The organism is Mycobacterium decipiens (assembly GCF_963853665.1).
GTDB classification, from domain to species: domain Bacteria; phylum Actinomycetota; class Actinomycetes; order Mycobacteriales; family Mycobacteriaceae; genus Mycobacterium; species Mycobacterium decipiens.
This window is the reverse complement of sequence record NZ_OY970459.1, coordinates 1,050,661-1,077,177: the sequence shown is the minus strand read 5'-3', so window position 1 is coordinate 1,077,177 and position 26,517 is coordinate 1,050,661. Positions and strand designations below refer to the sequence as shown.

General features: G+C 67.2%; 24 protein-coding genes and 1 pseudogene. 9 read left to right on the top strand and 16 right to left on the bottom strand.

Going from position 1 to position 26,517, the window contains the following annotated elements; genetic code table 11:
• Positions 1-65: 65 nt before the first annotated feature.
• Complete coding sequence (locus AADZ55_RS04925; RefSeq protein WP_085323123.1) at positions 66-1,106, top strand: LLM class F420-dependent oxidoreductase; 1,041 nt, start codon at positions 66-68, stop codon at positions 1,104-1,106.
• A gap of 416 nt (positions 1,107-1,522) precedes the next feature.
• On the opposite strand, the gene AADZ55_RS04920 is transcribed toward AADZ55_RS04925, so the two are convergent.
• Positions 1,523-2,206, bottom strand: coding sequence for a cyclase family protein (locus tag AADZ55_RS04920; RefSeq protein WP_085323122.1), 684 nt, complete (start codon positions 2,204-2,206; stop codon positions 1,523-1,525).
• Positions 2,207-2,399: 193 nt separating this feature from the next.
• On the opposite strand from AADZ55_RS04920, the pseudogene AADZ55_RS04915 reads away from it, so the two are divergent.
• A pseudogene (locus AADZ55_RS04915) lies at positions 2,400-2,667 on the top strand (acyl-CoA dehydrogenase family protein); the annotation flags it as partial.
• Positions 2,668-2,877: 210 nt separating this feature from the next.
• Here AADZ55_RS04915 and AADZ55_RS04910 read toward each other — a convergent pair.
• The 5 genes from AADZ55_RS04910 to rplM form a co-directional block, all read right to left on the bottom strand.
• Positions 2,878-4,248: a hypothetical protein gene (locus tag AADZ55_RS04910; RefSeq protein WP_085323121.1), complete on the bottom strand. Its 1,371-nt coding sequence runs from the start codon at positions 4,246-4,248 to the stop codon at positions 2,878-2,880.
• Positions 4,245-4,556, bottom strand: coding sequence for a type VII secretion target (locus tag AADZ55_RS04905; RefSeq protein WP_085323120.1), 312 nt, complete (start codon positions 4,554-4,556; stop codon positions 4,245-4,247). Before AADZ55_RS04905 ends, AADZ55_RS04910 begins: the two co-directional genes overlap by 4 nt.
• 47 nt (positions 4,557-4,603) lie before the next feature.
• A complete protein-coding gene (glmM, locus tag AADZ55_RS04900) occupies positions 4,604-5,941 on the bottom strand; it encodes a phosphoglucosamine mutase (RefSeq protein ID WP_085323423.1) in 1,338 nt (445 codons plus the stop codon).
• A 125-nt stretch (positions 5,942-6,066) separates the two neighbouring features.
• Positions 6,067-6,546 (bottom strand): 30S ribosomal protein S9, encoded by a 480-nt coding sequence (gene rpsI, locus AADZ55_RS04895; RefSeq protein WP_085323119.1) that lies wholly within the window; start codon positions 6,544-6,546, stop codon positions 6,067-6,069.
• Positions 6,543-6,986 carry a 50S ribosomal protein L13 gene (rplM, locus tag AADZ55_RS04890; protein WP_085323118.1) on the bottom strand — a complete coding sequence of 148 codons (444 nt, stop codon included), beginning with the start codon at positions 6,984-6,986 and terminating at the stop codon, positions 6,543-6,545. Before rplM ends, rpsI begins: the two co-directional genes overlap by 4 nt.
• A gap of 219 nt (positions 6,987-7,205) precedes the next feature.
• On the opposite strand from rplM, the gene AADZ55_RS04885 reads away from it, so the two are divergent.
• The gene (locus AADZ55_RS04885) at positions 7,206-7,970 is read left to right on the top strand and encodes a trans-aconitate 2-methyltransferase (protein ID WP_085323117.1); all 765 of its coding nucleotides are present in this window, start codon (positions 7,206-7,208) and stop codon (positions 7,968-7,970) included.
• Positions 7,971-8,039: 69 nt separating this feature from the next.
• On the opposite strand, the gene AADZ55_RS04880 is transcribed toward AADZ55_RS04885, so the two are convergent.
• From AADZ55_RS04880 to eccCa, 4 genes are all read right to left on the bottom strand, one after another.
• Positions 8,040-8,342, bottom strand: coding sequence for a WXG100 family type VII secretion target (locus AADZ55_RS04880; RefSeq protein WP_085323116.1), 303 nt, complete (start codon positions 8,340-8,342; stop codon positions 8,040-8,042).
• A 22-nt stretch (positions 8,343-8,364) separates the two neighbouring features.
• The gene (locus AADZ55_RS04875; RefSeq protein WP_085323115.1) at positions 8,365-8,682 is read right to left on the bottom strand and encodes a WXG100 family type VII secretion target; all 318 of its coding nucleotides are present in this window, start codon (positions 8,680-8,682) and stop codon (positions 8,365-8,367) included.
• Between the two features lie 87 nt (positions 8,683-8,769).
• Positions 8,770-9,987: a type VII secretion-associated protein gene (locus AADZ55_RS04870; RefSeq protein ID WP_085323114.1), complete on the bottom strand. Its 1,218-nt coding sequence runs from the start codon at positions 9,985-9,987 to the stop codon at positions 8,770-8,772.
• Positions 9,984-13,691 (bottom strand): type VII secretion protein EccCa, encoded by a 3,708-nt coding sequence (gene eccCa, locus AADZ55_RS04865; RefSeq protein WP_085323113.1) that lies wholly within the window; start codon positions 13,689-13,691, stop codon positions 9,984-9,986. The genes AADZ55_RS04870 and eccCa overlap by 4 nt, the downstream gene beginning before the upstream one ends.
• A 127-nt stretch (positions 13,692-13,818) precedes the next feature.
• Between eccCa and eccD the strand changes: the two genes are divergently transcribed.
• Positions 13,819-15,219 carry a type VII secretion integral membrane protein EccD gene (eccD, locus tag AADZ55_RS04860; RefSeq protein ID WP_085323112.1) on the top strand — a complete coding sequence of 467 codons (1,401 nt, stop codon included), beginning with the start codon at positions 13,819-13,821 and terminating at the stop codon, positions 15,217-15,219.
• A complete protein-coding gene (mycP, locus tag AADZ55_RS04855; RefSeq protein ID WP_085323111.1) occupies positions 15,216-16,577 on the top strand; it encodes a type VII secretion-associated serine protease mycosin in 1,362 nt (453 codons plus the stop codon). The genes eccD and mycP overlap by 4 nt, the downstream gene beginning before the upstream one ends.
• Here the strand turns inward: mycP and eccB are convergent.
• Complete coding sequence (eccB, locus tag AADZ55_RS04850) at positions 16,542-17,954, bottom strand: type VII secretion protein EccB (RefSeq protein WP_085323110.1); 1,413 nt, start codon at positions 17,952-17,954, stop codon at positions 16,542-16,544. The two genes, mycP and eccB, sit on opposite strands and share 36 nt — an antisense overlap.
• Positions 17,955-18,074: 120 nt before the next feature.
• Between eccB and AADZ55_RS04845 the strand changes: the two genes are divergently transcribed.
• The 3 genes from AADZ55_RS04845 to AADZ55_RS04835 all read left to right on the top strand — a co-directional run bounded on the left by AADZ55_RS04845 (position 18,075) and on the right by AADZ55_RS04835 (position 21,495).
• Positions 18,075-18,866 (top strand): cutinase family protein, encoded by a 792-nt coding sequence (locus AADZ55_RS04845; protein WP_085323109.1) that lies wholly within the window; start codon positions 18,075-18,077, stop codon positions 18,864-18,866.
• 31 nt (positions 18,867-18,897) lie between these two features.
• Entirely contained in the window at positions 18,898-19,593 is a 696-nt protein-coding gene (locus tag AADZ55_RS04840) for a cutinase family protein (protein WP_085323108.1), read from the top strand.
• A gap of 240 nt (positions 19,594-19,833) precedes the next feature.
• On the top strand, positions 19,834-21,495 hold the full coding sequence (locus AADZ55_RS04835; protein ID WP_085323107.1) for a purine-cytosine permease family protein: 1,662 nt from the start codon (positions 19,834-19,836) through the stop codon (positions 21,493-21,495).
• Here the strand turns inward: AADZ55_RS04835 and AADZ55_RS04830 are convergent.
• Positions 21,492-22,691, bottom strand: a complete 1,200-nt coding sequence (locus AADZ55_RS04830; protein WP_085323106.1) for a benzoate/H(+) symporter BenE family transporter — start codon at positions 22,689-22,691, stop codon at positions 21,492-21,494. The genes AADZ55_RS04835 and AADZ55_RS04830 overlap by 4 nt on opposite strands.
• Positions 22,692-22,746: 55 nt before the next feature.
• Here AADZ55_RS04830 and AADZ55_RS04825 point away from each other — a divergent pair, with 55 nt between their 5' ends.
• Positions 22,747-23,292: a helix-turn-helix domain-containing protein gene (locus AADZ55_RS04825; RefSeq protein WP_242669942.1), complete on the top strand. Its 546-nt coding sequence runs from the start codon at positions 22,747-22,749 to the stop codon at positions 23,290-23,292.
• A gap of 33 nt (positions 23,293-23,325) precedes the next feature.
• Here AADZ55_RS04825 and truA read toward each other — a convergent pair whose 3' ends face one another.
• The 4 genes from truA to rpsD all read right to left on the bottom strand — a co-directional run bounded on the left by truA (position 23,326) and on the right by rpsD (position 26,498).
• Entirely contained in the window at positions 23,326-24,210 is an 885-nt protein-coding gene (gene truA, locus AADZ55_RS04820; protein ID WP_085323105.1) for a tRNA pseudouridine(38-40) synthase TruA, read from the bottom strand.
• Positions 24,164-24,733, bottom strand: a complete 570-nt coding sequence (gene rplQ, locus AADZ55_RS04815) for a 50S ribosomal protein L17 (RefSeq protein WP_085323104.1) — start codon at positions 24,731-24,733, stop codon at positions 24,164-24,166. Before rplQ ends, truA begins: the two co-directional genes overlap by 47 nt.
• 29 nt (positions 24,734-24,762) lie before the next feature.
• On the bottom strand, positions 24,763-25,806 hold the full coding sequence (locus AADZ55_RS04810; protein ID WP_085323103.1) for a DNA-directed RNA polymerase subunit alpha: 1,044 nt from the start codon (positions 25,804-25,806) through the stop codon (positions 24,763-24,765).
• 86 nt (positions 25,807-25,892) lie between these two features.
• Positions 25,893-26,498, bottom strand: a complete 606-nt coding sequence (rpsD, locus tag AADZ55_RS04805) for a 30S ribosomal protein S4 (RefSeq protein WP_085323102.1) — start codon at positions 26,496-26,498, stop codon at positions 25,893-25,895.
• Between the last annotated feature and the right edge of the window lie 19 nt (positions 26,499-26,517).

Here is a 26,517-nt window from a genome sequence, read left to right as displayed (position 1 = left end):
CCCCGTCTTGAGCTGGACTCTCGAGCGGGCCGCGGCGCGCACGATCGTCGTGGTAAGTGTCATAGGTGCGTATCGGCGTTTCCCTGGAGTACTCGGGCGGCTTTCACGAAGCCGTCGACCGTGTCGTCGAACTCGAGAAGGCCGGCATTGATATCGCCGTGGTGGCCGAGGCATATTCCTTCGACGCGGTGAGCCAATTGGGGTATCTGGCCGCCAGGACAACCCGCATCGAGTTGGCATCCGGGGTAGTTCCCATCTACCTCCGCACGCCGTCGCTGCTGGCGATGACCGCGGCGGGTCTGGATTTCGTCTCCGGCGGCCGCTTCAACCTCGGAATCGGCACATCCGGACCGCAAGTGATCGAGGGGTTTCACGGCGTCGCGTTCGACGCGCCGTTGGGCCGCACCCGGGAGGTCGTGGACATCTGCCGGCGGGTGTGGCGGCGGGAGCGGCTGCAGTATGCGGGCAAGCACTATCAGATCCCGCTGCCCGCGGATCGTGGAACCGGCCTGGGCAAACCCCTTCAGCTCATCAATCACCCGGTGCGGGAGCGGATTCCGATATCGATCGCCGCGTTGGGGCCGAAGAACGTCGAGCTCACTGCTGAGATCGCCGAGGGCTGGCAGCCCGTCTTCTTCTACCCGGAGAAGGCCGCATCGGTCTGGGGTCAGGCGCTGGCGACCGGCGGCGCCAAGCGGGATCCCGCGCTGGGCCCGCTGGATGTGATAGTGGGCACATCGCTGGCCATCGGCGAGGACGTCGAGGACCGGCTGGCGTGGACCAAACCGCAGCTGGGCCTCTACATCGGCGGCATGGGCGCCAGGGGCCGCAACTTCTACCACAACCTGGCCACGCGCTACGGATTCGGCGATGTGGCAAACCGGATTCAGGACCTGTACCTGAGCGGCCGCAAGCAGGAGGCGATCGACGCGGTGCCCGACGAATTGGCGCGCGGGATCTCCCTGATCGGCCCGCGCGGGTTCATCGCCGAACGGCTGGCCGCCTTCGCCGACGCCGGTGTGACCACGCTTTTGGTCAGGCCGCTGACCGCAGACCCCGCCGAAGCGGTGCGCTATGTGGAGGAGCTGCTAGCGCTTTATCTCTAACTGCTTTGTGAAGTGTGTAGGACTGCTACCCACGTGGATTTCGGGGGTGGGTTTCGCCGGCGCGAACAGTGTTGTCTGCAACGGTGTCACCGACGTTGGCGGGCCCACGCGATGCTGATGCAGCTGGTCTGGGGCTGGGAAGCGACCGACAACCTTTGTCGAAGCAGGCGCAGTAGCCATCGCGGATCTCGGCCTGCAGTGCGAAGGCGGGCACGTTCTCCCAAAATCTCGGGTAACTCACGATCGGATGCGAACAGCTCGTCGAGCTTGGCGCGGACACGATCAGTCGGCAACTGCTCGTGCAGGCACGGGCCCCCTCTACACCGACTTCAGCACACGACCGTCGCCAACCAGAAGTCGACGTGCGACCGTGATTGAGTTCTGCGTTCCGCAGGATGCAGGCGTGCCAATGAGGATCATGAGGCTGTCGCGAAGAAATCGACGGCGTCCTGACCCTCGAATGCCAGCACGCGCGCAGGCGCACCGTCGAGGCCGACAAGAGGAAGCGGTGTCGCGATGAGCCCTACGAATGGGCTTGCTACGCGGGCTAGGTTGACAACGTACTCGATGTTGTAGATGTCATTGCCCAGGATGGTGTGGTGGACCACGGCATCCTTGCCGTTCCAGCCTTCATTTCTGATGATCTCTTCCTCCGGAAAGTCATATACGACGGCCTTGATGCCTTTGTCGACGAGCCAGCGAGCACCATCGGCAGACAGGAACGGCGCCGCGGTCAGAAACTCTGTTGCCCCCCACATACGATCTGTCCAATCGGTACGCAGGATCGCGATGTCATTCGTGGCGAGTCCCGGATCACGATCGGCCAGCACGTTGGCGTCAATCGCCCGATACGTAGTGAAGTCTGAGAGATCAAAGACCGCGCCGCGGCCCATAAGCCGCTGCGGCGCTACTTGATCGATTGTGGTGCCCCCGCGGATGAAATGACGCGGCGCATCTACGTGTGTGCCAAAGTGCGCAAACATTTTGAACGTGGATGACTGAACGCCGTGTTCTTCAAAGGTGTGCGGCTCGGAATAGAACGTGTTTCGCGACGTGTAACGGCCGTCGTTCTCCCGGATCGGCATGGTCAGGTCAATCATGACGTGAGGTTGTCCCTCCTCTAATCAGCGTGATCGCTGGCAGCCTGCGGCGACGCGAGCTACCGCGTGGTGTCACGCAGTTCGGGGCGCTGACCTGGAATCGCCGGTCAGAGCCGCGGGTAGTTTATATGCGACCTGCCCATCTGGCATCTGGCTTGGTCGCGAGCGAGCACCGCGTCGACAAGGACGTCGCCTGGAAGGATTTGGACAGGTAAGCGCCGCGAACTTGTTGTACTCGGATACCGAGGACGCGTTGCCGTACAGCATTCGACAACTTTTCGCCGACCGATGCCCGCCGGAATTGGTAACCCAGGCTTACGACATGGCGCCGAAAGGCTTTTCGGCGATTTGGCGCACGCTGGCCGCCGACCTTGGAGTAGCGGGGCTGCGGGTGCCCGAGGCGCTCGGCGGTGCCGGCGGGTGCCCGCGAGACCGCGGTCGTCATGGATCGGCCGGGCCGTCAGCAGTGGGCTAGATGTATATCAGGCAACGGCCCCCGGCCTGCGGACTGCACATGTCGTCAACGGCGCGAAAGGCTCAAACGGAACGACCAGACTGCGTCGTACAGATAAGCGTTCGCGGCCATGATGCAAAAAGCGCTGTCGCCGTCCTCAGCGCTGGCCTTTCGGGGCTGCGGGCTACCGCTTGGTCGGTGCCGCCTTCCTGACCTGTCACGGCCCTGCCTGCGGAAGCTCATCCGCGGCGATCTCACATGGGGTCGATCCCTCGGAGGGTGGGTGAGGGGGTGACCCGTTCACCAGCGGCGGCACAGCCGGCGGCGGCGGTTCGGCGACCGGCGGCACATCGGTCGGCGGCGGTTCGCCGACCGATGCCATTGCGGCCTCCTCGGTGATGTCAGCCCCGGGCTTAGGTTCCTCGGCCTCTTCGGCCACCGCTGCCGCGTCGGGCTCCTCCGACTCGTCGCCAGTTTCGGATTCGTCAGCTCTTTCCGGCTCGGGATCGTCTTTGTCGTCCGCGTCGTCGGTCGCATCCTCGTCGTCGAAATCCAGGGCGCCCGGCGGATTGTTAGCTGCCAACGGATCCCCGAGCTGTTCGGTGGGCGAACCCAGCAGGCTATCCATCGCCTGGACGATCCGACTGGCAAGCCCTGCAAGCCCGCCCAGGCCGTCGGCGCCGCCAACATCGCCAAGACCAGCGGCAGTGCCGGCACCCGCGGGCGTGGACGCATAACCCGGCGCGGCTGCCAAATCCGAAGGAATCGCCGGCGGCGGGGGCATCGCCGGCGCTGGTTCCGGCGAAGGCGCAGGCAGGGCAGCCGCCGGTGCCACCGCCGCCGCGGGCGGTTGAATCGGCAGCGGCGACAGGAAAGGTTGGCGGCTGGGCCCGAGATCGCCCGGAATCTCAAAATGCGGTCGCGGGGCGGTGGCCAACCGGTCGGTGACCACGTCGTAGGACGCCGCCATCCCGGCCGTTGTCGAACGCATCGCGGTCAGCCAATCAGCGCGAATATCGTTGTCCACGTACGGCGTTATCTGTTGACGAACCAGTTCGTCGGCCGCGGACCGATCCGCAACCCCGCTTGTGACCGCAGCGGCGGCGGCCAACCATGCCGGCCGCTGCGCCACAGTTCGATCGTCAATCGCGATGGCCGTCGCGACCTTGGCGTCGACCAGGTGCCATAGCTTGTCGCGCAGCGATTCGCACCGTTGGGCCGCCGCGCGGACCTCGCTGGCCACTATGTTTCCGGCCTCCCAATGACGCTGCAGAAAGTGACCCGCGGCGTCGGCTCCCGATCCCGTCCATGCCGCGGCCAGCGCGGCGATCTGGCTGCGCTGGATCCGCAGCGCCTCCGTGAGCACAGTGCCCGCAGCCCGTAGCCGCGCGCAGTCGCCGTCGAGTGTGTGCAGGTCAAGTCCGTCTTCGCCGTCGTACCAGTCGCGGATCTGGGCGGGGTGCGAGGTCAGGTCGGGATGTTGGTAGCCAACCAGCTGACATGCCCGCACGTAGCTTTGCGTGTGCTCGACGGCGGGCCGCCCCTCGGCGAGACGTCCGGCGACGTCCCACCGGTCAGCACCGGTCATGCGATCCGCGCAGCGGCATCGCGGTCGGCGTCGCCATAGCGGTTGGCGCCGGCCCGCAGCGCGACCGCGATCTCGACGGCCGCCCGCGACCACTGTGACAACTCGCCCGCCAGCCGGTCCAGCCCGCGGCGCAACGCGTCGCCGCGCGGGGCGTATCCACGCCCTGCGCAGGCTCCGCCGAACGCGAGCCTCGCCAGGTGATTGCCTACGGCGTCGTCGATAAGTTCGGCGGCAGCGCAAAACCGGTCGGCAACCGCATACACCGCCGCCACGTCTATGCCGGTGCCCATTGGGCTATCGGGTCTCATGCCTACTTGGACGCCCCGCGCCGCGTCGGGGTTCCGGCATTGTCGGGCTAGCGCGCGGTGCTCACCGCATCTGCGACAGCGGTGGCCAACCGCCGGGCGACATCCTCGTCGGCCGCCTCCACCATCACCCGGATCATCGGCTCGGTTCCGGACGGGCGCAACAGGATTCGACCGGTGTGACCCAGCTCCGCTTGCGCCTGGCTGACCGCAGCCTGGACCGAGGGCGCCGCGGCGGCACTGGCCTTGTCGCCAACCTCCACGTTAACCAGCACCTGCGGCAACGTCTGCATCGCCGACGCCAGGGCGGACAGCGACGAACCGGTCTGCACCATGCGAGCCATCAACCGCAGGCCGGTGACGATGCCGTCGCCGGTGGAGCCCAGCGCGGGCATCACGATGTGACCGGATTGCTCGCCGCCGAGGCTGTACTCGCCGGCCCGCAACTCCTCCAAGACGTAGCGGTCGCCCACTCCGGTGGTACGCACGGTAACGCCGGCCGCGCGCATGGCCAGGTGCAGCCCGAGGTTGCTCATCACGGTGGCGACCAGCGTGTCGGAGGCCAGTTCACCGGCCTCTTTCATCGCCAGCGCCAGCACCACCATGATGGCGTCGCCGTCGACGAGTGCACCGCTGGCGTCGACGGCCAGGCACCGGTCGGCGTCTCCATCGTGAGCCAGGCCCAGGTCGGCGCGGTGGGCGAGGACCGCTGCCCGCAGCGGGTCCAGGTGAGTCGATCCACAGCCGTCGTTGATGTTGCGCCCATTGGGGTCGGCGTTGATCGCGATCACCCGGGCACCGGCCGCTCGGTACGCGCGCGGGGCCGCCGACGACGCCGCGCCATGAGCACAATCGACGACCACGGTCAGGCCGTCAAGGCCGATGGTGCCGGCCTTGCCCACGTGGCGCAGGTAGCGTTCCATCGCGTCCTCGGCGTCGATGACACGGCCAATCCCCGCGCCGGCCGGGCGCAACCCGGGTCCAGCCGCGACCAGGTTCTCGATCTGATCCTCGGTGTCGTCGTCCAGTTTGTGGCCGCCGGGCCCGAAGATCTTGATGCCGTTGTCGGGCATCGGGTTGTGCGACGCCGAGATCATCACCCCGAAGTCGGCGTCGTAGGCGCCGGTCAGGTAGGCCACCGCAGGGGTCGGGAGCACCCCGATCCGCAACGCGTCGACGCCCTCACTGGTCAGGCCGGCGATCACGGCGGCCTCCAGCATTTCGCCGCTGGCCCGCGGATCGCGACCAATAACGGCGATGCGCCGGCCCGGTGCGCCCGACCTCGTCAAGCGTCGCGCCGCCGCGGCGCCCAGCGCCAGCGCCAGCTCCGCGGTCAACTCACGATTGGCGACGCCGCGCACACCATCGGTGCCGAATAGTCGACCCATGCGGACAAACCTTTCACAGTTGACGGCTGTGTACATACCCACTTTTGGCCGCGAACGTGCGTGTTCGTCCGCCGACACGCCGAAGAACGCGTACAACGATGCACGCTCGCGGCCCAAAAGTGATGTCAGCGCTTGCTGTACTGCGGCGCCTTGCGGGCCTTCTTCAGGCCGTACTTCTTGCGCTCGGTGGCGCGTGGATCACGGGTCAAGAAGCCGGCCTTCTTCAGCGCGGGCCGGTCCTCTGGCGATGCCAAGATCAATGCCCGGGCGATACCCAGGCGCAGCGCACCGGCCTGACCCGACGGGCCGCCACCGTTGAGGTGGGCAAAGATGTCGAAGCTTTCCTCCCGCTCGACAGTGACCAGGGGAGCCTTGATCAGCTGCTGGTGCACCTTGTTCGGGAAGTAGTCCGCCAGGCTGCGGCCGTTGAGATCGAACTTGCCGGTGCCGGGCACCAGCCGCACCCGAACCACGGCCTCCTTGCGGCGGCCGACGGTCTGGATGGGCCGGTCGAGCACGAACGATTCACCATGGGGGGCAGCCGTGTCCTCGGCGGGAGCTGCCGGGGCTTCTGGGGCTTCCAGAGCCGGGGTGGTTTCTGTCATTGCGCCACCTGCTTGATCTCGAACGGAACCGGCTGCTGGGCGGTGTGTGGATGCTCCGGGCCTGCGTAGACGCGAAGCTTGCGCTGGATCTGGCGGCTGAGCTTGTTCTTGGGCAGCATGCCAACGATCGCTTTCTCCACCACGCGGTCGGGATGGCGTTGCATCAACTCGCCGATCGTGCGCTTGTGCAGGCCGCCGGGGTATCCCGAGTGGCGGTAAGCCATCTTGCTTCGCAGTTTGTCGCCGCTGATGGCGACCTTGTCGGCGTTGATAACGATGACGAAGTCACCGCCATCGACGTTGGGAGCGAACGTCGGCTTGTGCTTGCCGCGCAGCAGGTTGGCCGCTGCGACGGCAAGGCGGCCAAGCACCACGTCCGTGGCGTCGATGACGTACCACGATCGCGTGGTGTCACCCGCCTTGGGCGCGTACGTAGGCACAGCGCTTACCTTCTTTTCTCTCGATGGATCCCGGGGTGGCCCGGGTGCCGGTCAGGCGGCTACGGCGGGGTTGGTCTCGGCGACCGACGTTGACCCGAGGCCCCGGTTTATCCGCACGCCAACGGAGCAGCTTACCGACGAGTATCCGTGCAGGTCAAAACGTCCGTCGGCCCGCACTGGCGGTGCGAGCCAGCCGATAGGGGCGGATAGGGTTAGCCGATGCGATGGGATCCTGCACAGTACGGTCGATTCGCAAACGAACGAAACCGCGCATTCCTGGATCTGACGGCACGGATCATGGCCATCGCACCGCGACACGTAGTCGACATCGGATGCGGGCCGGGGTATCTGACTGGCCTACTGGCCAGACGCTGGCCCGATGCCAGGGTGGAGGGGATCGACTCGTCCCCGGAGATGATCGCCGCGGCCGCCGACGTGCCGGGCGTGTCGTTCTCGGTGGGTGATGCCGCCGCCTGGCAACCCAACGCAGACGTCGACGTCGTGGTGAGCAACGCCGCGCTGCAATGGGTTCCGCACCATCAGGAACTGATGAGCAGGTGGGCGAGGACGCTGCCCAGCGACGGTTGGCTGGCAGTGCAGGTACCCGGCAATTTCGACGCTCCGGGCTATACCTTGATGCGCTCGCTCGCAAGCAGCCAGCGCTGGGCCCGCGAATTGCACAGCGCTGTCGACCATAGGAACTGGGCCGGCACCGTGGATTCGTATGCCGACGCCCTGCTCGACGCCGGGATGGTGGCCGACGTCTGGGAGACCACCTATCGGCATGTGCTGGCCGGCGAGGATCCGGTGCTGGAATGGATGCGCGGCACCGCTTTGCGCCCGTTGCTAGCCGTATTGACGCCCAACGACGCCGAGGAGTTCACCGCCGAGCTGAAAGCCGAACTGCGGCACGCCTATCCAGCTGGGCCACGCGGCACGTTGTTTGATTTCCGCCGCGTCTTCGCCGTCGGTCACCAACAGTAACTGTGTGGTCCCGACGGCTCTCCCCTGTCGGGACCACACAGGGTCTGTAGAGCGGTCCGGATGCCGCGGCTAGCGCGCCCAGGCCCCGGCCGCCCGCCGGTCGGCATGCGCCACGTCGTCGGCGCCGTCGCGGACCGCGTTTCCCAGGTCGACCAGGATCTCGTTGAGCGCGGTGGCCGCCTGGTGCCACTTGAGCTGCTCGGCGTGGTATGCGGCGGCCGCTTCCCGCGTCCAGAGCTGCTGCAACGGCGCGATCTGCGACCTCAGCTCCTCGAGGGCGGCATTGAAACGGGCCGAGGTGGTGTGGATCTCCTGGCGAACGGAGTATTCGATTGCGTCAAAGTTGTACGACAACACCGGGTCTGCATTCATATCCAAGGCTGATCCCCCTCGATTACAGGTCGCCGCCGGAGGCGGCGACCTGATGTGCATGGTGTTGGCCGGCTTCCCGCAGCGCGGCCTCGTTGTGCCGGATAGTTTCGGCGATCGCGTGCAGGACGTGGTAGAGCCTCGTCGACTCGGCGTTCCAGCGATCCACCACGTCCTTGAACCGCACCGCCGCGAGCCCACCCCACACCGACGGCGGCAGAGCGCTCATGCGGCCGATGAATGCCTGCAGCATCGCCCGGATCTCCTCGTTGCGGGTGTCCGTGCTGCCCGCGACCGAACGCATCAGGTCAAAGTCGGCGCTCAGCGTGTTCGGTGTGCTCACCTGTTCCCCTTCCCGATCACCGAGCTGATATCAAGTACGACCGACGCCAGCCTCTTTTGGTTCCCTCCGAATCGGCTCATGCCCGGTTCAACCAACGGCGTGGGCGGATCGCACGGCCTGCTCACACGCGGCGCGAATGGCGTCCTCGGCGCCGGGCCCGGTCTGGCAACCGATGCTGATCCGGACCGTCCCGTCGAGCAAGACCGTCCACCGCACCTGATGTCGGGCGCGGACCTCGCGATAGGTCACCGCTGGCCGGCCGGCGCTGATGTCGGCGGGGTTGAAGTCGACGAACACCCCGCCCGGTGCCGCGTCGATCACCCGCTGCAACCGCTGCGCGGTGCCGGTCAGCGTCTCGCCGGGAACCGGCGATTGCGTGACGTGCAACGCCACCTCGGGATCGAACGGCGAGGTGACCTGCACCCGCGCCGAACCGGGACCGGAGACCACCCGCCGTGCGGGCCAATTCGCCGGAACCGTCAACGCCACCCGGCCGTCTACCAGAAATGTCGTCGGCGCTGTCTGTACGGGCGTCCCACCATGGCGGCTCACGGCCGGCAGCGTCAGTACCGCCAGCACGACACCGCCGGCCGCCAGCCGGGCGAACGTCAGCACCCGCATCCGAGCGGCGGGCCGCGACGCCGAAGGCGCAGCGGGCTCATCGCGGGCCGGCTGGGCGGTTCCGGCCAATCGCGCCAGCGAAGCGTCATCGATTTCCACCACGTCGGTACCGGTGTCCCGCACCGCATCGGCGATCAATGTCGCGAGCGACTGCGCCCCGGCGACCGCGCTCGGCCCGTCGAGCAGCACCACCCTCGTGGTGCCCCGCGCCATTCCGGCAACGACTCGCGCGACCTCCTCGGCAACCGGCTCGGCTTCCGTCCGGCGCGCTAGGGCGACGACCTCGGGGCCGGCGACCATCACCAGCCGGTCGGCGATCTCCACCACCGTCGCGTCCGCTGCCCCATCCGATGCCGCCCGCCTCAGCAGCCACGACCGCGGGTGCACGACGACATCCGCGGCCACCGTGCGCGCGGCCGCGGTGAGAACACCGACCCGCGACGCCGACCACCACGACGGATGCACGACGAGCAGGCCGTCGCGATGATCGCAGCCCAATGGCCGCAACGCCTCCGACCATAGCGAATCCACGGCAACGGGCCGCTCGTCCAGCAGCGCCACCTCGTCGTCGATCGCGCCCAGCGCGGTCCCGGACAACTCTGTGTTGACGAACCCACTTGTGTCACAACATAATCTGCGAATAGCACCCGGCCCAGCCTCGATCACCGCGCGATGTGGGTTCATCGGGGTGGGCTCCAGGCGACCTGAACCAGTTGCTCGTCACCGGTGCGGGTGACCAGGATGCCCCGACCCGGTGGCAGCGGCGTGGAGCGGGTCGACCCGAACAGAGCGCCGTCCTCCGGGCGTCCGCTCATCAGTAACACCGGGCAGCCCAGGTCACCCAGGCTGGCAAGCACCGGCTCGAACAGTGCCCGAGCGGCGCCCCCGCTGCGCCGTGCCACGATCAGGTGCAGGCCAAGATCTCTTGCTTGCGGCAAGTATTCGAGCAAGATCGACAGTGGGTTGCCCGACGAGGTGGCAACCATATCGTAGTCGTCGACGATGACATAGATGTCCGGACCGGACCACCAGGACCTGGATCGCAGCTGCGCCTGGCTCACATCCGGAGCGGGCATCCGCACCCGCAGCAGCTCGACCAGACTCGGCAGCAAGGCATCCAGCGCCATCGCCGACATGGCATAGCCGCCAAGATGTTCCGACTCGATGACGCCCAGCAGGGTACGTCGGAAGTCGACGATGAGCAGTTTGGCGCGCGCAGCGGTGTTGGTCCGGACGATCTCGCGACACAGGGTCCGCAGCGCGGACGTCTTTCCGCATTCGTTGTCGCCCAGAACCAGCAGATGCGGATGCCGCTCGAAGTCAACGGCGACCGGCTGCAGCCGACGCTCCTCGAGGCCGAGCAGAACGCCCGCACCGTGTTCGTCACCGGCTTGGGCCACGACGCTGTCGCAGTCCACCCGCTGAGGCAGCAGCGGTATCGGCGGGGCCACCGATTCACCGGGGCCGCACCGCGGCTCCACCCCATCCAGGTCGGGTAGGGCGATCAGCATGTGCAGCCCGTCTCGGGAGAGGCCGCGGCCTGGTCTGTTGCGGGGTACCTGCTGTGCCTGTCTGCGGTCCAGTTCGGAATCCGCGGGATCACCCAGCCGCAACTCGATTCGGGTGCCGATCTGATCCCGCAGCGCCGGCCTGACCTCCGCCCAGCGGGATGCCGATAGCACCACATGTACGCCGAACGAAAGCCCTTGAACTGCAAGGGCAGTGATCGACTCCTCGAGGGCCTCGTACTCATGGCGCAGGCTTGCCCAGCCGTCGATGACCAGAAACACGTCCCCGAACACGTCAGCCTCTGACGTTGCGCGCAGCTGGCGGTACCGCGCGATCGAGTCGATGCCGTGGTCGCGGAAGTACGCTTCCCGCGATCGCACGACCGATTCCAGCTCGGCGACCATCCGCCAGACCAGTCGCGGCTCGGCCCTGCCGGCGACGGCACCCACATGCGGCAGTTCGCCCACCCCGGCCAGCGCTCCACCGCCGAAGTCCAGACAATAGAACTGCACCCGGCCCGGACCGTGGCTGGCGGCCAACGCCAAGATCAGCGTGCGCAATGCGGTCGACTTGCCCGTTTGCGGTGCACCCACGACCGCGACATTGCCTGCGGATGCGGATAGGTCGACCGTCAGCGGCGTGCGGGACTGCTCGAACGGCCGATCGACGACGCCGATCGGCACGGCCAGCTGACCCTGCACGGGACCGCCGTCCCGCAGCAATGCACCCAGCCTCGGCGACGTGTCCAGCGGCGGCAACCAAACCTGATGCGCGGCCGGCCCCCGACCGGCCAACCGGTCCAGGACCGCGCGCAAGACGCTATCCGTCCGCCCCCCGGCCGACCCGCCGGCGCCAGCCGTGACCGGCTCCACGGCGCGCGTGGTGAACGGCCGCACCGCCGGCAGGGGCACCGCGCGGACCGCTGACGCGCTCGCCCGTCGAAGCGGCCCGGAAACGAAGGCGGTCTGAAATCGGATCAGCTCGCCGGCTCCCGATTGCAGCAACCCCGCACCGGGCGTGCCGGGCAGTTGATACGCGTCCAGCGTCCCGAGCACGTTGCGTGACTCACTGGCCGACAGCGTCTTCAGACACATGCGATAGGACAGGTGCGCGTCCAGTCCACGCAGCCGGCCCTCGTCGAGCCGCTGGCTGGCCAGCAACAAGTGCATGCCCAGCGACCGGCCGACCCGGCCGATCGCGAGGAACACGTCCGCGAAGTCGGGATATTGGCTGAGTAATTCGGAGAACTCGTCGACGATGATGAACAACGTCGGCAGGCAGGGCAATCGCGCACCCGTTCGGCGTGCCAGCTCGTACGCGGCGACACTGACGAAGTTGCCCGCCGCCCGCAGCACCTGTTGCCGACGGTTCATCTCTCCGGCCAGTGCATCTCGCATCCGTGCGACCAGTGGTGCTTCATCGGCGAGGTTGGTGATGACCGCCGCCACGTGTGGGGCCTGCGCGAGGTCGAGAAATGTCGCACCGCCCTTGAAGTCGACCAGAAGGAGGTTGAGGACTTCCGGCGAGTTCCGTGCCATCATGCCCAGCGCGACGGTGCGCAACAGCTCCGATTTGCCTGATCCGGTGGCGCCGACGCACAGCCCATGTGGGCCCATGCCCCGCTCCGCGGGTTCCTTGATGTCCAGCTCCACGGGTGCGCCAGCGGGCGTGGCTCCGATTGGGACACGAAGCCGATCGTGGTGGCTTGTGTTGTGCCACAAGGTGTCCGGATCGAAAGCGGCCACCTCACCGATGCCGGCCAGATCCGCCCAACCCAAGCCGCGGCTGATACCGCGACCCGACGGCCCGACCCGGTAGGCGGCCAGCCGGCGGGCGCAGGCCAGCGCGTCTTCGGGATCCATCTGGTCCGGACACGCCAGCGTTTCCGCTTCACCGGAGTATCGGATCACTAACGGTGTGCTATTGCGTCCGGCGCCCACCTCAAGGGTGGTCACGCCGGTGATCGCACCGCCTGCGCGCTGGTCCGCGTCGACGATCACCACCACATGCGGCACCGCCGTCCCGGCGAGCGCCCGTTGCGCCTCCGCGGGTGTCGCATACACCATCCGGGCGGGCCCCACGGCATCGCTGCTGCTCGGATGTTGGTTGTGCGGCAGCCATTTCAGCCACTCCCAGCAAGCGCGGCTCCAGTCACTGATCACGCCGGCGATCAGCAACTCCTCCGGGGAGTGCAGTACGGCGAGCTGGCAGATCATCGCCCGCAGCAGCCCGCGTACTCGGGTCACGTCGCCGTCGATCACGACCGGCCCAACCCCCGCCAACCCGATGGCGACGGGTGCGTCGTCGATCGTCGAGTGCGCGTTGAGGAAGCGGCGCAACGCGGTGACGGTGACCGGATCCGAGCGCTGCACGGGCGGAAGCTGCGGGACCACCAAGCGGGTGGCCAGAGGCTGGGTTCCAACGCCGACGCGGATGCGACAGAAGTCGGATTCGTCCGGTCGCCGCTCCCACATTCGCGGCCCACCGATCAACGTCCACAAGGTGGCGGGATCGGGATGCGTCCAGTTCAGTGATAAGTGTTGTGCTGCAGCGGTTTCGATGACAGATCCGCGCAAGCCACACAGATACCCGAGGTAGTCGGCACGGTCGGTGTCGATCCCGAATCCGCGCCGCCGGCCGCGTCCGGCTACCGCAGTCATCACCAGCGCGACCAGCATCATCATCGGGAAGGCCAGAAAGGTGGGGTGGCGGGTGGCCGGCGAGCCCGACAGCAGCACCGTCGCCATGACGCCCAAGGTCGCCGCGGACATGACAACCGGAAGCAGGCGTACCAGCAGGCTGGACGGTTCAGACCGCGGCAACTCGGGCGGCGCGGCAACCAGGATGTCCGCGGTCGCGTACGCCGGCCCCAAAGTCATGCTGGGCGACGCTAAGCAGCCACGGAGTTGGCCGCAAGTCGCCTGTGGACAACGGGATACCGGGCGATCGAAACCCGGCTACCGTGCCGGTGATCCGATTTACCCAGGGACAATCTGGGAGGGGAAAATGTCCGCGCCCGATCCGGAACTGCGCCGTGTCACCGTGCATGCCGGCCCCCGGGCCGTCGACCTGGCGCTGCCCGCCGTGGTGCCCGTCGCCACCCTGATCCCGTCGATCGTCGACATCCTGGACTACCGCGGCGCCAGCTCGGCGGCGACTCGCTACCAGCTCTCTCCTCCGGGGGCACCAGCGCTGCCAAGCGCAACGACGCTGGCGCAAGATGGTATCCGAGACGGAGCCGTCCTGGTGCTGAGCCAGTCAGGCACCCAGCCACCCGCCCCTCGCTGTGACGACGCTGCCGAGGCGGTGGCCGCGACCCTCAACACCGCGGCCCGGCCGCACGGCCCGCGCATGACCCGGCTCACCGGCGCGCTGGCGGCAAGCTGCATTACCGCCGGGGGCGCCGTGCTGCTGGTTCGAAACGCACTTAGCACCAACGACACCCACTACCCCGGCGCCACCGTCGCAATCGCGGCGGTGGCCGGTTTCGTTGCCTTGCTGTTCGCGGTGATTGCACACCGGGCAGTTCTGGACCCGATCGCCGGGCTCACGCTGAGCATCATCGCCGTCTCATTCGCCGCGGTTGCCGGCCTGCTGGCGGTGCCCGGGGCCCCCGGTGTGCACGGTGTGCTATTGGCCGCAATGGCGGCGGCCGTCACATCGGTGCTGGCGATGCGCGCAACAGGTTGTGGCGGTACCACATTGACCGCGGTGGCGTGCTTCGCGGTGGTCATCGCCGCCACCGCGCTGGTCGGTGCGATCACCGCGGCCCCACTGAGCGCGATCGGCTCGCTGGCCGCGCTGGCATCCCTGGGCCTGTTGGAGGTGTCCGCGCGGATGTCAATCGATTTGGCCGGCTTGTCGCCAAGACTGCCGCCGTTGCCCAACCTCGGCGACACTGATGCCCTGCCCGCCGCGGACCGCCTGTCCACCAGAGCGATCCGTGCCGACCACTGGTTGACGAGCCTGCTGGCCGCCTTCTCGTCGTCGGCGGCCATTGGTGCCATCTGCGCCGTGCTCGCGGCCGACGGCACCGGCACGCCGGGTTTCAACCGCATCACGTTGGCCGCGGTCACCGGTGCGCTGCTGCTGCTACGGGCGCGGTGCGCAGATGGGACAAGGCTACTTGTGTTTGCCATCAGCGGAATCACCACCATCGCAACGGCATCTGCCGTCGCCGCGGATCGTGGAGCGCAGCACGGGCCGTGGATCGCCGCGCTGACCGCGGTGCTGGCCGCCGCGGCGATGTTTCTGGGCTTCGTGGCTCCCGCGATCTCGCTCTCCCCCATCGCCCGCCGAGGCGTCGAGCTGCTGGAGTGTCTGGCGCTGATCGCAATGGTTCCCCTGACCTGCTGGATCTGCGGTGCCTTCAGCGCCGTTCGCGGCCTTGACCTGAGCTGGTCGTGACCACGTCACGCGTCGCGCGCCTGCTGGTGGTAACGGCGCTGATAACGCTGTCCGGGTGGGGAGCACCTACTTCCCATGCGGTTTCGCCGCCGCCGATTGACGAAAGATGGCTGCCCGAACCCGCACGGCCGGCACCGCCAACCCCGACCGTGCAACGCGAGGTGTGCACGGTCGTCACGACCGATTCGGGACCGGATTCCGGCCGAGCCGAGCCGCTGCCCCAACTCGCCGACCTCGACCAGGTCTGGCAATTCACCCGGGGCGCCGGCCAGCGGGTCGCGGTCATCGACACCGGCGTTACGCGACATCGACGACTGCCAAACCTGGTTGGCGGAGGTGACTATGTTTTCAGCGGAGACGGCACAGCGGATTGCGATGCACACGGCACCCTGGTAGCCGGAATCATCGCGGCCGCACCCGATTTGAAGAACGACAGTTTCATCGGAGTGGCACCCGACGTCACCTTGATCAGCATCCGGCAGTCCAGCGCCAAGTTCGCCCCGGTCGGCAAGCCGTCCAGCACAGGGGTTGGTGACGTCGACACCATGGCGAAGGCCGTGCGCACGGCCGCCGATCTCGGCGCGTCGGTGATCAACATTTCGTCGGTTGCCTGCGTTCCGGTCGCGGCTGCGCTGGACGACCGCGCGCTGGGTGCCGCACTGGCCTATGCGGTCGACGTCAAGAACGCCGTCGTGGTGGCTGCGGCCGGCAACACCGGCGGAACCGCGCAGTGTCCGCCGCAGCGGTCCGGTGCAACCCGGGACAGCGTCACCGTCGCGGTGAGTCCGGCCTGGTACGACGAGTACGTGTTGACCGTCGGTTCGGTGAACGCCGAAGGCGCACCGTCGGCATTCACTCTCGCCGGCCCCTGGTTGGATGTCGCCGCCGCCGGCGAGGGGGTGACCTCGCTCAGCCCGGTCGGCGACGGGATCGTGAATAGGCTTGGCGGACAGCATGGTTCGGATCTGTCCGGAACCAGCTACGCGGCGCCGGTCGTCAGCGGAGTGGCCGCCCTGGTCCGGGCCCGCTTCCCGGCATTGACTGCGCGGCAGGTGATGCAGCGCATCGAATCCACCGCGCATCGGCCACCCGCCGGATGGGATCCGCTGGTCGGCAACGGCACGGTCGATGCGCTGGCCGCCCTCAGCACCGACCCCATTCCGCAGAACGGCACCACAAGGACCGGTCCCACGCCCGTGGCGGTGCCGATCGTCACGCGGCCCACGCCCGGCCCACCCGATCGCCGGACCCCACATACCGCCTTCGCCGGTGCGGCGATCTGCCTGGTCGCGCTGGTGGCGACCCTGACCGCGCGACGCCGGCTACGGCCCCGGCGCGACGGTATCGCGGGCGACTGACGCGTTCGCCCTACTCAGTTCGGGTCCGCACGGCAGTATCGCCAGCACCGGCCACGGCGCCGGGGCCGCAGCCGCAGGTAGACCGAGGTCGTGTGCCGCGTCGTCGTCGTGGATCGCGAACCGCACCCCGGTGTCGGTGACGAGATAGCGCGTGCCGGTGCCGCCGCCGGAAAGACTGCGCGAAACGATGTAGGCGCTGCGGCCCGGCGGGACGTAGACCGCGTCCAGTGCCGGGCCGTGGCCGTCGGCTTGCGACAGCGTCACCGGCACCTGTCCGGCGGGCACCGGTGGACCGTTGCCCGCCAAGAACGCGATGCGAGCGGCACCTGACCGTGCGGGAGTCCAGGCCACGCACAGCGTGCTGGCCGCATTTCCCGACCGGCCGTTCAACGGTGTTGGCACCCTGTCGGGATAGGTCGACACCGGCAGCGTGGCCACGGTCGGAGTGGCGCGGATCACATCGGGGGCCACGGCGCTGACGTTGGCGCTGAGCTGCGAGCCGCCGAACCTCAACAGATCCGCGGCGACCTGGCCGATTCGCTGCACCCCGGCGTCCAGCACCGCGTAAAGCTCATCACCGTAAGAGCGGGTGATACGCACCACAGTGCCGACCGGAAATCCGGGCAACGCCGTCGATGCCCGACCGGCCCCACGAATTCGGGGAACCGTGATAGGCGGTGCCTCCGGGACGGCGTTGAGCAAAGATTGCGCGACGACATGCGGTACCCGGCCCCCCAGCCGCAGGGCCCACACAACCGCGGGGTCAGCGAGATCCACCACGGCCCGCCGGCCGTCATAGAGCAGATAGGCAGGCGAACCGAATTCGGGTGCCACCAGGATGGTCTGTTCGGCAGCCAGTCGATGTCCGGACGAATCGTTGCCGGGCCCGACGACGACAGTCGTGGACCCGCCATCGTCGCTATCGCAGATCGTCCATACCGATTCCAAAGCCGATAGCGGCGGGGCGAGCAACTGCGGCGCACCCGAAATGCCGAGCAGTGGACCGCGTTTGGTGCGGCCCAGTTCGGAATCGCGCACCGGTTGCGGGTTGGCGTTGGTCGCCGCGATCAATCGCGCCGAGGCCAGGTTCAGCACTGGATGCCAGGTATCGCCCACTCGCACGTAAAGCGCCCCGGATTCGCGACCCATCACAATCGTCGCCTGACCGAGCGCCAGCTGTGGCCGCAACAGAGCCACAAATGCGCATCCCGTCATCGCGATGATCGCCAGCACACACCCGACGGCTAGGGACGCGGTACGAGCGCGCAACGTTGCGTTTGCGGCTGGGATATCGCCGAACAGCAACGCGCACTCAATACGACGCACCAGAAACCGGTACCCGCTGACGTGCAGCCAGTTTGTCGCTGCGCTCGGCACTGGCTCTCCCACGGTGACCCGATGATTTCTGGCTACCATAGGCCGCGCCTGGGATCATTTTCACCGTTCATCCACAGGCATGAACGTTTGGTCCGGCTGGGCCGTGGGTAAAGTTTCGAGGTGCACAATCACCCGATATTCCTGCGGGCGGCTCGCTGGGCCGGGTTGGGCGTTGCTGCATTGATCGCCGCCGTCGTGCTGCTTGTCGGTCCGGGTACCGTCGCGGCACCGGTAGCCGCCGCCAGCGACTGCCCGGAGGCCGAAGTCACCTTCGCCCGCGGCACCAGTGAGCCGCCCGGCATCGGCCGCGTCGGGGGGGCTTTCGTCGACTCGCTGCGCCAGCAGACCGGAATGAACATCGGGGTGTACGCGGTTAACTACGCCGCCAGCCGCCTGCAGCTACACGGGGGAGACGGCGCCAACGACACCATCTCCCACATCAAGTCGATGGCCTCGTCCTGCCCGAACACCAAGCTGGTCCTGGGCGGTTACTCACAGGGCGCGGATGTGATGGACATCGTGGCGGGGGTTCCTCTGGGAGGCATCAGCTTTGGTAGTCCGCTACCCGCCGAATACGCAGCCAACGTGGCGGCGATCGCGGTCTTCGGCAACCCGGCCAACCGCGCCGGCGGATCGCTGCCGAGTCTGAGCCCACTGTTCGGCTCCAAAGCTATTGACCTGTGCAATCCCACCGACCCGATCTGCCACGCGGGACCTGGCAACGAGTGGAGCGGCCACACCGAGGGCTACATCCCCGCCTACACCACAAAGGCGGCCAGTTTCGTCGCGAGCAGGCTCCTGGCCGCGTCCGCGCCGCATATGCCCGGACCCGTCCCGCAGCTGCCCGGGTCTGTCCTTCAGATCCCCGGCACCGCGGGGCAGGCGCACGGGTCGATGGTGCGCGTTCACTGACGCGTTGTCAGTAAGCCCGTAAAATCGCGTCATGAGGCTCATCGGGGTAACCCCCCGCCCACTGACGCGTTCGGGCCGCCGGCGAGCACGTCCCGCATACCGCCTCGCCAGCCTGGCGGCCGCCGCACTCGCGGCGGCCGCGCTGTTGCTTACCCCCGCGCTCGCGCCACTGGCATCGGCGGCGTGCCCGGACGTCGAGGTGGTGTTTGCCCGCGGAACCGGAGAGCCGCCGGGCATCGGCCGGGTAGGCCAGGCTTTCGTCAGCTCGCTGCGCCAGCAGACCAACAAGAGCATCGGGACGTACGGGGTGATCTACCCGGCCAACAAGGACTTCCTGGCCGCCGCTGACGGCGCGAACGACGCCAGCGACCACATTCAGCAAATGGCCAACACATGCCCCGCCACGAAACTGGTGCTCGGCGGGTACTCCCAGGGTGCCGCCGTGATCGACATCGTCGCTGCGGCGCCACTGCCCGGCCTCGGGTTCACGCAGCCGTTACCGGCCGCAGACGACGATCACATCGCCGCGATCGCCCTTTTCGGAAATCCTTCGGGCCGGGCTGGCGGACTAATGAGCGCCCTGACCCCCCAATTCGGGTCCAAGACCATCAACCTCTGCAACGATGGCGACCCGATCTGCTCGGACGGCAACCGGTGGCGAGCCCACATGGGCTACGTTCCCGGGTTGACCAACCAGGCAGCAAGTTTCGTCGCCAGCAAGATCTAACGCGGGCCGCCGCCGGCCAAGCGCGACCGCTTTCGACTGGCACACCGCTCACCACGGCCTTAAGCTGACGCCGGACCCGCCCGTCAGTCGCGCCGCTCGCCAACGCAGCCGAACGCGTATCAATTCACCGAATGCGCAGCGATGAACCGCACTTTCACCATGTCACCGGACCGGAAGTGTTCGGACACGCTAGCAGGGGCTCGGGCCAACTTCGACTTCTGTTTGCGCTGAGGAGGGTTGATGCAGGGCATCGCACCAGACATCGAAAGCGCAGCCGCAGCCGACCACGACAGAGCTAGGGCCACCAGGGAGACGCTGGAGGATTACACGCTGCGCTTAGCGCCGCGGAGCTATCGGAGATGGTCCCCGGCGGTGGTGGGAATCTCGGCTCTCGGCGGCATCGCCTACCTCGCCGACTTCGCGATCGGCGCCAATGTCGGCATCACCTGGGGTACCGCGAACGCGTTGTGCGCAATCGTGATCTTCGCTGTCGTGGTCTTCGCGACCGGATTGCCACTGGCCTATTACGCAGCGCGTTACAACATCGACCTGGATCTGATTACCCGCGGTAGCGGTTTCGGCTACTACGGCTCGGTCGTCACCAACGTGATCTTTGCCACGTTCACGTTCATCTTCTTCGCCCTTGAGGGCTCGATCATGGCTCAGGGCCTCCAGCTGGGCCTGCATGTCCCGCTGTGGGCGGGCTACGCTTGCTCGACCCTGATCATCTTCCCGCTAGTGATCTACGGGATGAAAGTCTTGTCACAGCTACAACTTTGGACCACCCCGCTGTGGTTGTTCCTGATGGCAGCCCCATTTGGCTACCTGGTAGTCAGCCATCCCGAGTCAATCGGGCAGTTCGTCTCCTACGCCGGCACCAACGGTCGTGGCGGCCTCAACATCGGCTCCGTCCTGTTGGCGGCGGGAGTGTGCCTGTCGCTCATCGCTCAGATCGCCGAACAGATTGACTACCTGCGCTTCATGCCACCGCGAACGCCGGAAAACTCGCGTAGGTGGTGGACCTGGACGCTGCTAGCCGGCCCCGGCTGGGTTGCCTTTGGCGCGATCAAACAGATCATCGGCCTGTTCCTGGCGGTCTATCTGATCTCCAACATCCCCGGTTCGTCGGCAATCGCCAACCAACCGGTGCACCAATTCATGCAGATCTACCGCAACTTCATGCCGGGTTGGCTGGCGTTGACACTCGCCGTGATCCTGGTGGTCCTCAGCCAAATCAAGATCAACGTGACGAACGCGTATTCGGGCTCTCTGGCGTGGACCAATTCGTTCACGCGCGTCACCAAGCACTATCCCGGGCGAGTGGTGTTCCTTGGGGCCAACCTCGCGATCGCGTTGATCCTCATGGAAGCCAACATGTTTGACTTCCTGAACACGGTCCTGGGGTTCTACGCCAACTGTGGTATGGCGTGGGTGGTAGCGGTGGCGTCTGACATCGTCTTCAACAAGTACCTGCTCGGGCTTTCGCCGAAGACCCCCGAATTCCGCCGCGGCATGTTGTATGCCGTCAACCCGGTCGGCTTCGGGTCGCTGGTGTTGGCCGCGGGGCTGTCGATCGCCACCTTCTTCGGCGGTCTGGGTGCGGCACTGCAACCCTATTCGCCTCTGGTGGCAATCGTCGTCGCGTTGGTGATGCCGCCGGTTCTGGCAATCGCAACCAAGGGCAAGTACTACCTCCGCCGCGCGCACGACGGCATCGATCTGCCCATGTATGACGAGCACGGTAACCCCTCAGCCGAACCGCTGAATTGCCATGTCTGCCAGCACGATTTCGAACGGCCGGACATGTTGGCCTGCGAGGCCCATGATGCGCACATCTGTTCCCTCTGCTTGTCCACGGACAAGCGGGCCCAACATGTGCTTGAGGCCGGTCCGCTTCGTTAGGCCGTCGCCGTCGCCGTCGCCGTCGCCGTCGCCGAGTTTAGGTTCCGGGCCGGTCGCAACACCGCATGTACCACAAGACCCGCGGCCAGCGCCCAGAACGCCGCGCCGGCCCCGGCCAGGCTTACCGCCGAGGCGGCGACAACGAACGTGATCGCCGCCGGGGCCCGCCCCGCGAGATCCGCTGGGCCCGACATCGCCGCCGCCAGCGACGAGCCCAGGGTGGGAAGCAGCCCGAGCCCGGCGACCGCGCCGATTACCTCGGCGGGTGCGGCCGCGACGAACGTGGTCAGCGTGTTGGTCAGCGCGGCCAACACCAGGTAGACGGCGCCGAAGGTGGTCGCCGCCGGCCACCGCCGCGCCGGATCGCGGTGCGCTTCGGGGGACGCCGGAACGGCTGCGCTGATGGCGGCTAGGTTGATCGAGTGCCCGCCGAAGGGGGCGGCGGCAAGTGTGCCGAGGCCGGTGACCGTCATCGACTCCCGCCACGGTATTTGGTAGCCATAGGAGCCCATGATCGCGATACCGGGAACGTTCTGGGCGGCCATCGTAACGATGTAGAGGGGCAGCGCGATGCCAACAACCGCCGCCCAGCTCAGCTGCGGCATCGTCGAAACCGGGTGTGGGAGCAACGGCCCCGATAGGCCGGTGTGATGGCTGAGCGGGACCACGATTAGCGTGACCACGAAGGCCGCCGGTACCGCCCATCGGGTGGCGAACCTGGCGAACGCCAGCCAGGTCAGCAGGATCGGCGCCACCTGCCAGGGGTGCGAAGCCAGCCCATGGACTGGAATCAGGCATAGGTGCAACACCACGCCGGCGAGCATCGCCTGCGCGATCGGTGCCGGGATCGCGGTGATTAGCCCACCCAACCGCGGCCAAGCACCGGTCAGCATCATCAGAGCCCCGGCTAGCAGAAACCCCCCGACGGCAGCCGGCCACCCACCGTGCGGCGCTCCCGCGCTGACCAGCACTGCGGCGCCCGGCGTCGACCAGGCTAGCGTGATCGGAACCCGGTGCCGCAGGCTCAGCCACAGCGTTCCAATCCCAAGAGTGACGCATAGCGCCGCCAGCCCCGAGGTGGCCTGCTGCGGTGAGGCGCCCACCGCCTGCAACCCCGCCAAAACGACGGCGAACGCGCTGGTGTATCCCACCAGCGCGATGCTTATGCCCGCGTGAATCGGCTTGCCGAGTTCCATAAACAGAACCCTAGCTCACGCGTTCTGTTTGAAGAACCCTGGCTATGGTTGGGGCGTGGACGGCGTGTCGGTCATGGTGGGCGCGCGGGTGCGCGCCGAGCGACGGGCGAGCGGTCTTTCGCTCGCCGCGCTGGCGGCCGCGGCGGGCATCGGCAAGGGATCGCTGTCAGAGATCGAGAACGGCGTGCGCAACCCGACGCTGGGCACGCTGTACGCGATCGCCGACGCGTTGGGACTGCCGCTGGCGACGCTGCTCGACGGCCGCCCCGGAACGCGCATCGCGGCAGCAGGGATCGCCGCCAGCCTGCTCGACGTCACCGGAGGCGAACACGGCACCGTCGAGGTCTACCGCCTGCAGCTCGGCGCGGGCGCACGGCATCGTTCCGCTCCGCATGGGCATGGTGTCGTCGAGCACCTGCTCGTGACCTCGGGCCGGGCGGCCGTCGGGCGCGCCGGCGAGGAGGTGGAGCTGGCCACGGGCGAATCGGCTAGCTGGGTCAGTGATGTACCCCACACCTACACCGCGCTCGACGACGTGCCTGTGCAGGCCGTTCTGGTCATTCGCTCGCCGCACCGATCCGGGTCGGGCGGGCGGCCCTGACCCATCGGCGCGCCCCGCAACGGACCGAGGGCACTAGCGCGAGCGCAGATCCCGAGTAATCAAGTTCCGCGACGCGAGCTGGTCATCGGGCGGATAGTCCACCCGGATCAACGTCAACCCGTGCGCCGGCGCGGCCGCGAAGTCGCTCGATCGTACGGTCGCGGTGAGCAAGTCACGGCACCAAGCGGCCGTGCGCCGACGCTCGCCGACCGCCAGCAGCGCTCCAACAAGTGACCGCACCATCGACCAGCAAAATGCGTCGGCGCTGACGTGCGCGGTGACCAGCTCGCCATCGCGCAACCAGTCCAACCGCTGCAAGTCCCGGATGGTGGTAGCACCGTCGCGACGACGACAGAACGCCGCGAAATCGTGCAACCCCAAGAGATGCCGCGATGCAACGGCCATCGCATCGACATCCAGCGCGCGCGGCCAGGCGGTGACGTAGCGCGCCTGCTGCGGCTCGACACCGTAGGGCGCTGTCGACAACCGGTACACGTAGTGTCGCCGCAGCGCCGAGAATCTGGCGTCGAAACCGGCTGGCGCGCGGGTGATATCGAGGACCCGCACATCGGCGGGCAGCAACCGGCCCAGCCGCCGCAGCAGCGGCAGGAACTCCGGATCACCGGCGGCGTGCGCGCGCGGGTAGGCGTTCGGCAAGGCAGCGGCGGGCACATCAAGGTGGGCGACCTGCCCGGTGGCGTGCACTCCCGCATCGGTGCGTCCGGCCGCGCGCAGCCGCACCGGGGTGCGCAGCACGGTTGTCAAGGCGTCATCGAGATCGCCCGCTACCGTGCGCTGACCCGCCTGTACCGCCCAGCCCGCGAAATCGGTTCCGTCGTAGGCGATATCGAGCCGCAGACGGACAACGCCACTAATTCTCGGGGGCCTCTTCAGGGACCTCGTCAGGGGCCTCCCCAGGCTCTTCGGCCGGCTCGGCTTGCGCCGCCTTGGCCTCAGGCTGTTCGGCCGGCTCAGCCTGCGCCGCCTTGGCCTCAGGCTCTTCGGCCGGCTCGGCTTGCGCCGTCTTGGCCTTCGCCTGCGCGGCGGCTACCCGGCGTGCCCGATTGGCCTCCGCTGTCACCGTCTTTTCCCGAACCAGTTCGATCACGGCCATCGGAGCGTTGTCGCCCTTACGCGCCTCGACTTTGATGATGCGGGTGTAGCCACCGTCGCGGTCGGCGAAGAACGGTCCGATCTCGGCGAACAAGGTGTGCACCACATCCTTGTCACGGAGCTTCTTGAGCACCTCGCGCCGGTTGTGCAACGTGCCCTTCTTGGCGTGCGTGATCAGCTTCTCCGCGTATGGCCGCAGCGCCCGGGCCTTCGGCTCGGTGGTCGTGATCCGCCCATGCTCGAACAGGGACGTGGCCAGGTTGGCCAGAATCGCCTTCTGGTGCGAAGACGACCCGCCGAGGCGAGGGCCCTTGGTGGGCTTGGGCATTGCTGACGCTCCTGTCTAGATGATGGAAATTAGAGCTGTTCGGTTTCGGCGTAATCCTGTTCGTCGTAGGCGCCCTCGGTGGACCAGGTGCCGGTGGCGACGTCGTAGCCTGCGACCTCCGAGGGGTCGAAGCTCGGCGGGCTGTCCTTGAGCGACAGGCCCAGCTGGTGCAGCTTGACCTTCACCTCGTCGATGGACTTCTGACCGAAGTTGCGGATGTCGAGCAGGTCGGATTCGGTGCGCGACACCAGCTCGCCCACGGTGTGCACCCCCTCGCGCTTGAGGCAGTTGTAGGACCGCACGGTCAAGTCCAGGTCGTCGATCGGCAGGGCGAACGACGCGATGTGGTCGGCCTCGGCCGGCGACGGCCCGATCTCGATTCCTTCGGCCTCGACGTTGAGTTCGCGTGCCAGGCCGAACAACTCAACCAACGTCTTGCCCGCCGACGCCAGCGCGTCGCGCGGGGTGATCGAACTCTTGGTCTCCACGTCGAGGATCAGCTTGTCGAAGTCGGTGCGCTGCTCGACACGGGTGGCGTCCACCTTATAGGTCACCTTGAGCACCGGCGAGTAGATGGAATCGACTGGAATACGACCGATTTCGGCACCCGACGCCCGGTTTTGCACCGCCGGCACGTAGCCGCGGCCACGCTCGACGACCAGTTCGACTTCCAGCTTGCCCTTGTCGTTCAGCGTCGCGATGTTCATGCCGGGGTTGTGCACCGTGACACCGGCCGGCGGCACGATGTCGCCGGCGGTAACCTCGCCGGGCCCCTGCTTGCGCAGGTACATCGTGACCGGCTCGTCCTCCTCCGAGGACACAACCAGGCTCTTGAGATTCAGGATGATCTCGGTGACATCTTCTTTGACCCCCGGCACCGTGGTGAACTCGTGCAGCACACCGTCAATGCGAATGCTGGTGACGGCCGCGCCGGGAATCGACGACAGCAGGGTGCGACGCAGCGAATTGCCCAGGGTGTAGCCGAATCCCGGCTCCAGCGGTTCGATGACGAACTGGGATCGGTTGTCGGTGAGGATGTCCTCGGACAATGTGGGGCGCTGTGAGATCAGCATGGTGTTTCTTCTTCTTCCTTTCGACGTCCGCCATATGACGTCTTTGGGGGTACTCGGGGGCTGGTCTCCTTGGAGCCCCCGAGGGTCTACTTCGAGTAGTACTCGACGATCAGCTGCTCGGTCAGTGGGACGTCGATCTGCGCGCGCTCGGGCAGCTGGTGGATCAGGATGCGTTGCCGCTCCCCCACCACCTGCAGCCAGCTCGGGGTCGGGCGGTCACCCGCCGTCTCGCGGGAAATCTGGAACGGCACCGTGTTTACCGACTTGTCGCGCACTTCGATGATGTCGTACTGCGACACCCGGTAGCTGGGGACATTGACGTGCACGCCGTTGACGCTGAAGTGCCCGTGGCTGACCAGCTGGCGGGCCATCCGGCGGGTGCGCGCCAGCCCGGCGCGGTAGACGACGTTGTCTAGGCGGCTTTCCAAGATCTTCAGCAGTTCTTCACCCGTCTTTCCGGGCTGCCGCACGGCCTCCTGGTAGTAGCGACGGAACTGTTTTTCCATCACCCCGTAGGTGAAGCGGGCCTTCTGCTTCTCCTGCAGCTGCAGCAGATATTCGCTTTCCTTGATCCGCGCGCGGCCATGCTGGCCGGGCGGGTAGGGACGCTTCTCGAAGGCCTGGTCGCCGCCGACGAGGTCGGTGCGCAGCCGCCGTGATTTGCGGGTAACGGGTCCGGTGTAACGAGCCATCGGTTGTATCTCCTCCTAG

Excerpts from the sequence above, each read along its gene's own strand:
- AADZ55_RS04920 (WP_085323122.1), bottom strand. The coding sequence starts at position 2,206 with ATGATTGACCTGACCATGCCGATCCGGGAGAACGACGGCCGTTACACG.
- AADZ55_RS04910 (WP_085323121.1), bottom strand. The coding sequence starts at position 4,248 with ATGACCGGTGCTGACCGGTGGGACGTCGCCGGACGTCTCGCCGAGGGG.
- AADZ55_RS04905 (WP_085323120.1), bottom strand. The coding sequence starts at position 4,556 with ATGAGACCCGATAGCCCAATGGGCACCGGCATAGACGTGGCGGCGGTG.
- glmM (WP_085323423.1), bottom strand. The coding sequence starts at position 5,941 with ATGGGTCGACTATTCGGCACCGATGGTGTGCGCGGCGTCGCCAATCGT.
- rpsI (WP_085323119.1), bottom strand. The coding sequence starts at position 6,546 with ATGACAGAAACCACCCCGGCTCTGGAAGCCCCAGAAGCCCCGGCAGCT.
- AADZ55_RS04885 (WP_085323117.1), top strand. The coding sequence starts at position 7,206 with ATGCGATGGGATCCTGCACAGTACGGTCGATTCGCAAACGAACGAAAC.
- AADZ55_RS04880 (WP_085323116.1), bottom strand. The coding sequence starts at position 8,342 with ATGAATGCAGACCCGGTGTTGTCGTACAACTTTGACGCAATCGAATAC.
- AADZ55_RS04870 (WP_085323114.1), bottom strand. The coding sequence starts at position 9,987 with ATGAACCCACATCGCGCGGTGATCGAGGCTGGGCCGGGTGCTATTCGC.
- eccCa (WP_085323113.1), bottom strand. The coding sequence starts at position 13,691 with ATGACTTTGGGGCCGGCGTACGCGACCGCGGACATCCTGGTTGCCGCG.
- eccD (WP_085323112.1), top strand. The coding sequence starts at position 13,819 with ATGTCCGCGCCCGATCCGGAACTGCGCCGTGTCACCGTGCATGCCGGC.
- AADZ55_RS04840 (WP_085323108.1), top strand. The coding sequence starts at position 18,898 with ATGAGGCTCATCGGGGTAACCCCCCGCCCACTGACGCGTTCGGGCCGC.
- AADZ55_RS04835 (WP_085323107.1), top strand. The coding sequence starts at position 19,834 with ATGCAGGGCATCGCACCAGACATCGAAAGCGCAGCCGCAGCCGACCAC.
- AADZ55_RS04830 (WP_085323106.1), bottom strand. The coding sequence starts at position 22,691 with ATGGAACTCGGCAAGCCGATTCACGCGGGCATAAGCATCGCGCTGGTG.
- rplQ (WP_085323104.1), bottom strand. The coding sequence starts at position 24,733 with ATGCCCAAGCCCACCAAGGGCCCTCGCCTCGGCGGGTCGTCTTCGCAC.
- AADZ55_RS04810 (WP_085323103.1), bottom strand. The coding sequence starts at position 25,806 with ATGCTGATCTCACAGCGCCCCACATTGTCCGAGGACATCCTCACCGAC.
- rpsD (WP_085323102.1), bottom strand. The coding sequence starts at position 26,498 with ATGGCTCGTTACACCGGACCCGTTACCCGCAAATCACGGCGGCTGCGC.